The following is a 6,000-nucleotide window of genomic DNA, read 5'->3' on the forward strand; positions in this document are numbered from 1 at the left end:
TGAACAACGTGGAGCTTTTATCTGGCGGTGAGATGCTCGTCCGCTTTTTGCGTGACGAAGGCGTCGACTATATCTACGGGTACCCAGGCGGTGCTCTGCTGCATGTCTACGACGCACTGTTCAAGGAACCGGCTGTTACCCACATCCTGGTTCGCCACGAACAAGCTGCTACCCATATGGCTGACGGTTACGCCCGTGCCACCGGTAAAGCCGGTGTAGTACTGGTGACTTCCGGCCCTGGCGCGACCAATGCCATCACCGGCATCGCGACGGCTTATATGGACTCCATCCCGATGGTGATCATTTCCGGCCAGGTGGCGAGCACCATGGTTGGTACCGACGCATTCCAGGAAACCGACATGATCGGTATCTCCCGGCCGATCGTGAAACACAGCTTCATGATCAAGCATGCCTCGGAAATCCCGGAAGTCATGAAAAAGGCGTTCTACCTCGCACAGTCCGGTCGCCCGGGTCCTGTGGTGGTCGATATCCCGAAAGACATGACCAACCCGGCTGAAAAGTTCGAATACATCTTCCCCAAGAAAGCCAAGCTGCGTTCCTACAGCCCGGCCGTTCGCGGGCACTCGGGGCAAATCCGCAAGGCGGCAGAAATGCTGTTGGCGGCCAAGCGTCCGGTGCTCTACTCGGGTGGTGGTGTGATTCTGGGCGGCGGTTCTGCACCGCTGACCGAACTGGCCAAAATGCTCAACCTGCCAGTCACCAACACCTTGATGGGGCTCGGTGCTTTCCCGGGTTCGGACCGTCAGTTCGTCGGCATGCTCGGCATGCACGGCAGCTACACCGCCAACCTGGCCATGCACCATGCTGACGTGATCCTCGCCGTCGGTGCGCGGTTCGATGACCGGGTGATCAATGGCGCGAGCAAGTTTTGCCCGAATGCCAAGATCATTCACATCGACATCGACCCGGCATCCATCTCCAAGACCATCAAAGCTGACGTGCCTATCGTAGGTCCTGTGGAAAGCGTGCTGACCGAAATGGTCGCTGCGCTGAAGGAAATCGGCGAAGCCCCGAACAAGGACTCCGTTGCCAGCTGGTGGAAGCAGATCGACGAGTGGCGCGGTGACCGCGGCCTGTTCCCTTACGACAAGGGCGACGGCAGCGTGATCAAGCCACAGACCGTGATCGAGACCCTGTGCGAAGTGACCAAGGGCGATGCCTTTGTGACCTCCGACGTGGGCCAGCACCAGATGTTCGCGGCGCAGTACTACAAGTTCGACAAGCCTAACCGCTGGATCAACTCCGGTGGCCTGGGCACGATGGGCTTTGGTTTCCCTGCGGCCATGGGGGTGAAGCTGAGCTTCCCGAATACTGACGTTGCGTGCGTCACCGGCGAAGGCAGTATCCAGATGAACATCCAGGAACTGTCGACCTGCCTGCAATATGGTCTGCCGGTGAAGATCGTCTGCCTGAACAACGGTGTACTGGGCATGGTTCGCCAGTGGCAGGACATGAGCTACGGCAGCCGTCACTCCCACTCCTACATGGAATCGCTGCCTGACTTCGTCAAGCTGGTTGAAGCCTATGGCCACGTCGGCATGCGCATCACCGATTTGAAGGATTTGAAGCCGATGATGGAAGAGGCGTTCGCCATGAAGGACCGCCTGGTGTTCCTTGATATACAGGTCGACACCAGCGAGCACGTCTACCCGATGCAGATCAAAGACGGCTCCATGCGCGATATGTGGCTGAACAAGACGGAGCGTACCTAATCATGCGGCACATTATCTCCCTGCTTCTGGAGAACGAACCGGGCGCTCTGTCTCGTGTGGTCGGCCTGTTTTCGCAACGTAACTACAACATCGAAAGCCTGACTGTGGCGCCGACCGAAGACCCGACCTTGTCGCGCCTGACGTTGACCACCGTTGGCCATGATGAGGTGATCGAGCAGATCACCAAAAACCTCAACAAGCTGATCGAAGTGGTCAAGTTGGTCGACTTGTCGGAAAGTGCCCACATCGAGCGTGAGCTGATGTTGGTTAAGGTCAAGGCCACGGGTGCCCAACGAGCCGAGATCAAGCGCACTACTGACATTTATCGCGGGCAGATCGTCGATGTGAGCGCCAGCGTTTATACCGTTCAACTGACCGGTACAAGCGACAAGCTGGACAGCTTCATCCAGTCGATCGGGACGGCCTCGATTCTGGAAACTGTACGCAGTGGCGTCACCGGGATTGCTCGTGGCGACAAAGTACTCAGCATCTAACTCAAATTTAGCGAATGGCCTTAAACGGCCTGGATATATAGAGGAACCTCATGAAAGTTTATTACGATAAAGATTGTGACCTGTCGATCATCCAGGGCAAAAAAGTCGCCATCATCGGCTACGGTTCCCAGGGCCACGCTCAAGCGTGCAACCTGAAAGATTCCGGCGTTGACGTGACTGTTGGCCTGCGTAAAGGCTCGGCCACTGTTGCCAAGGCTGAAGCTCACGGCCTGAAAGTGACTGACGTTGCTTCCGCTGTTGCTGCTGCCGACCTGGTCATGATCCTGACCCCGGACGAGTTCCAGTCCGCGCTGTACAAGAACGAAATCGAGCCAAACATCAAGAAAGGCGCCACCCTGGCCTTCTCCCACGGCTTCGCGATCCACTACAACCAGGTTGTGCCGCGCGCTGACCTCGACGTGATCATGATCGCGCCGAAAGCACCGGGCCACACCGTGCGTTCCGAGTTCGTCAAAGGCGGCGGTATCCCTGACCTGATCGCGATCTACCAGGACGCCTCGGGCAACGCCAAGAACGTTGCACTGTCCTACGCTGCTGGCGTTGGTGGCGGTCGTACCGGCATCATCGAAACCACCTTCAAGGACGAGACTGAAACCGACCTGTTCGGCGAACAGGCTGTTCTGTGCGGCGGTACTGTTGAACTGGTCAAAGCCGGTTTCGAAACCCTGGTTGAAGCTGGCTACGCGCCGGAAATGGCCTACTTCGAATGCTTGCACGAACTGAAGCTGATCGTTGACCTCATGTACGAAGGCGGTATCGCCAACATGAACTATTCGATCTCCAACAACGCCGAATACGGCGAGTACGTGACTGGCCCGGAAGTGATCAACGCCGAGTCCCGCCAGGCCATGCGCAACGCCCTGAAACGTATTCAGGACGGCGAATACGCCAAAATGTTCATCAGCGAAGGCGCAACCGGCTACCCTTCGATGACCGCCAAGCGTCGTAACAACGCCGCTCACGGTATCGAGATCATCGGCGAGCAACTGCGCTCCATGATGCCGTGGATCGGTGCCAACAAGATCGTCGACAAAGCCAAAAACTAAGTCGTATGGATCAAGGGAAAACGCGGCTTAGGCCGCGTTTTTTCGTTTGCGGGGCAGGTTCTGGTATAAAGCTGCATCGTTTGCGGGCGAACACTCGCCGCAAGTTTCTGTCGAAATTTTTCACACCGTTGCAAGGTAAAGTCCATGAGCGAACGTCCCGAAGAGCCAAACCAGGCCTCTGACGCCGAAAGCCTGCTACCGATCGATGAACATGTCGAAGAGGGGCACGATGCTGAAGGCCGTAAAGTCCGGCATCGTGGCATCTATCTTCTGCCCAATCTGTTCACCACCGCGAACCTGTTCGCGGGGTTCTACTCCATCATCAATTCCATGAGCGCCCAGAGTGCGTTGGCGGCCGGCGATGCTGCCGGGGCCAGCAAGTATTTTGGTTTCGCCGCGATTGCGATCTTCGTCGCCATGGTCCTTGATGGCCTGGATGGGCGCGTGGCACGCATGACCAATACCCAGAGTGCCTTCGGCGCCGAGTATGACTCGCTGTCAGACATGGTTGCCTTTGGTGTGGCGCCGGCGTTGCTCGCATTCGCCTGGGCGCTGGGTGACATGGGCAAAGTCGGCTGGATGGTCGCCTTCATCTACGTGGCTGGCGCGGCATTGCGTCTGGCACGTTTCAATACCCAGGTAGGGACTGCCGACAAGCGCTACTTCATTGGCCTGGCCAGCCCGGCTGCGGCGGGGGTGGTAGCCGGTATTGTCTGGGCATTCAGCGACTATGGTATCCAGGGCTCGAAGATGTCGTTCCTCGTGGCCTTGATGGTTGCGGCGGCCGGCATGCTGATGGTCAGCAACATCAAGTACAACAGCTTCAAGGAGCTGGACCTCAAGGGGCGCGTGCCGTTTGTAGCTATCCTGGCGGTCGTGCTGGTGTTCGCCGTCGTCTTCAGCGACCCGCCGCGAATCCTGCTGTTGGCGTTCCTGGTCTATGCCGCGTCCGGCCCGGTGCAGTACTTGCTGCATCTTCGTCAGCGCAAAACGTTGCCTTAATGTAATTTCCCCCATACTCCGCAGTCTATTGGTGCATCTGTCCTCCAACGCTGCGGAGTTGCCATGTTAATCAAGTTTCCCAAAGCGTCTGATTGCCAAGAATCGGACGTCACGCCTGAATCCCTCTATTTCTCTCGCCGCAGCTTGCTCGGTGGTGCGCTTGCCGGCCTTGCTGCCAGCAGCCTGCCGCGTTGGGCCAGTGCGGATGATGCTGCGCGATACGCGGATGTCGAACCGGGCAAGGCGCCCGGATGGTTTGCCGAAAAGCTGCCCGGCACAAAATGGCAGGCTGTTACGGTCAAGGATGAGGCGATCACTCCGTTCAAGGACGCGACCCACTACAACAACTTCTACGAGTTTGGTACGGACAAGGGCGACCCTGCGGCCAATGCCGGTTCGCTCAAGACCGAGCCGTGGAGTGTGGTGATTGATGGGGAAGTCGCCAAGCCCGGGCGTTACGCGCTCGAAGACTTCATGAAGCCGTATCAACTGGAAGAACGAATCTATCGACTGCGCTGTGTAGAGGCGTGGTCGATGGTCATTCCGTGGATAGGATTTCCTATTTCGGAATTGCTCAAGCACGTCGAACCGACTTCCAAGGCCAAGTACATCCGCTTTGAGACCCTGCAAGATCCCAAGAGCATGCCGGGGCAGCGCTCCAACTTTGCCTTGATCGATTGGCCTTATGTCGAAGGGCTGCGATTGGATGAGGCGATGAATCCCCTGGCGATCCTGGCGGTGGGCATGTATGGGCGGGAGTTGCCAAATCAGAATGGCGCCCCGTTGCGGTTGGTGGTGCCATGGAAGTATGGATTCAAGAGCGTGAAGTCGATCGTGCGCATCAGCCTCGTCAGCGAACAGCCGAAAACTACCTGGCAAAGCATTGCGGCGAGTGAGTATGGGTTTTATGCGAACGTGAATCCCACTGTCGACCATCCGCGCTGGACCCAGGCGCGGGAGCGGCGTTTGCCCAGTGGGTTGTTCAGTCCCAATGTGCGTGAGACGCAAATGTTCAATGGCTACTCCGATGAAGTCGCCTCTCTATATACGGGCCTTGATCTGCGGAAGAATTATTGATGCGCTATCCGATCTGGCGCATCGGCGTCTTTATAGCGGCGGCGGTGTGGCCGCTGTTCTGGTTGTACGAGGCCTGGAGCTTTGCGCTGGGGCCTGATCCTGGGAAGGTGCTGATGGATCGGCTCGGGCTTGGGACCTTGATTCTGCTGTTGATCACCCTGGGCATGACGCCGCTGCAGAAGCTCAGTGGTTGGGCGGGGTGGATTGCTGTGCGACGGCAGCTGGGGCTGTGGTGCTTTGCGTATGTGGTTTTGCATCTTGCGGCTTATTGCGTGTTCATCCTGGGGCTTGATTGGTCGCAGTTGGGGGTCGAGCTGCGAAAGCGGCCTTACATTATCGTAGGCACTTTGGGGTTTCTTTCTCTATTGGTGCTCGCAGTCACCTCCAACCGCTATAGCCAGCGCCGGCTTGGTGCGCGCTGGAAGAAGCTGCATCGCTTGGTTTATGTGACTCTCGGGCTTGGCCTACTGCACATGTTGTGGATCGTAAGGGCAGATCTAAAGGAGTGGGCTATCTATGCATCTATAGGAGCGCTGCTTCTAGTGCTGCGTGTGCCGCCTGTAATGCGGCGGATTCCTCGCCTTATCGCTAAAAAACCATCTTCTGCAACAAAAGCGTAATTAACCC

Annotated in this window: 6 protein-coding genes; all 6 read left to right on the forward strand. The window is 57.4% G+C overall.

Annotated elements, in window-relative coordinates; all coding sequences use genetic code 11:
- Window positions 1–8: 8 nt before the first annotated feature.
- The 6 genes from LIY45_RS18005 to msrQ all read left to right on the forward strand — a co-directional run bounded on the left by LIY45_RS18005 (window position 9) and on the right by msrQ (window position 5,993).
- A complete protein-coding gene (locus LIY45_RS18005) occupies window positions 9–1,733 on the forward strand; it encodes an acetolactate synthase 3 large subunit (RefSeq protein WP_226477094.1) in 1,725 nt (574 codons plus the stop codon).
- Window positions 1,734–1,735: 2 nt separating this feature from the next.
- Window positions 1,736–2,227, forward strand: a complete 492-nt coding sequence (ilvN, locus tag LIY45_RS18010; protein WP_003176102.1) for an acetolactate synthase small subunit — start codon at window positions 1,736–1,738, stop codon at window positions 2,225–2,227.
- A 50-nt stretch (window positions 2,228–2,277) separates the two neighbouring features.
- Window positions 2,278–3,294, forward strand: coding sequence for a ketol-acid reductoisomerase (gene ilvC / locus LIY45_RS18015; RefSeq protein WP_003212125.1), 1,017 nt, complete (start codon window positions 2,278–2,280; stop codon window positions 3,292–3,294).
- Window positions 3,295–3,438: 144 nt separating this feature from the next.
- On the forward strand, window positions 3,439–4,296 hold the full coding sequence (pssA, locus tag LIY45_RS18020; protein ID WP_003212123.1) for a CDP-diacylglycerol--serine O-phosphatidyltransferase: 858 nt from the start codon (window positions 3,439–3,441) through the stop codon (window positions 4,294–4,296).
- A gap of 63 nt (window positions 4,297–4,359) precedes the next feature.
- Entirely contained in the window at window positions 4,360–5,373 is a 1,014-nt protein-coding gene (gene msrP, locus LIY45_RS18025) for a protein-methionine-sulfoxide reductase catalytic subunit MsrP (protein WP_226477095.1), read from the forward strand.
- Window positions 5,373–5,993, forward strand: coding sequence for a protein-methionine-sulfoxide reductase heme-binding subunit MsrQ (msrQ, locus tag LIY45_RS18030; RefSeq protein ID WP_226477096.1), 621 nt, complete (start codon window positions 5,373–5,375; stop codon window positions 5,991–5,993). Before msrP ends, msrQ begins: the two co-directional genes overlap by 1 nt.
- Window positions 5,994–6,000 lie beyond the last annotated feature (7 nt).

The sequence above is a fragment of the Pseudomonas sp. MWU16-30323 genome, assembly GCF_020515595.1.
In the GTDB taxonomy this organism is placed as follows: domain Bacteria; phylum Pseudomonadota; class Gammaproteobacteria; order Pseudomonadales; family Pseudomonadaceae; genus Aquipseudomonas; species Aquipseudomonas yamanorum.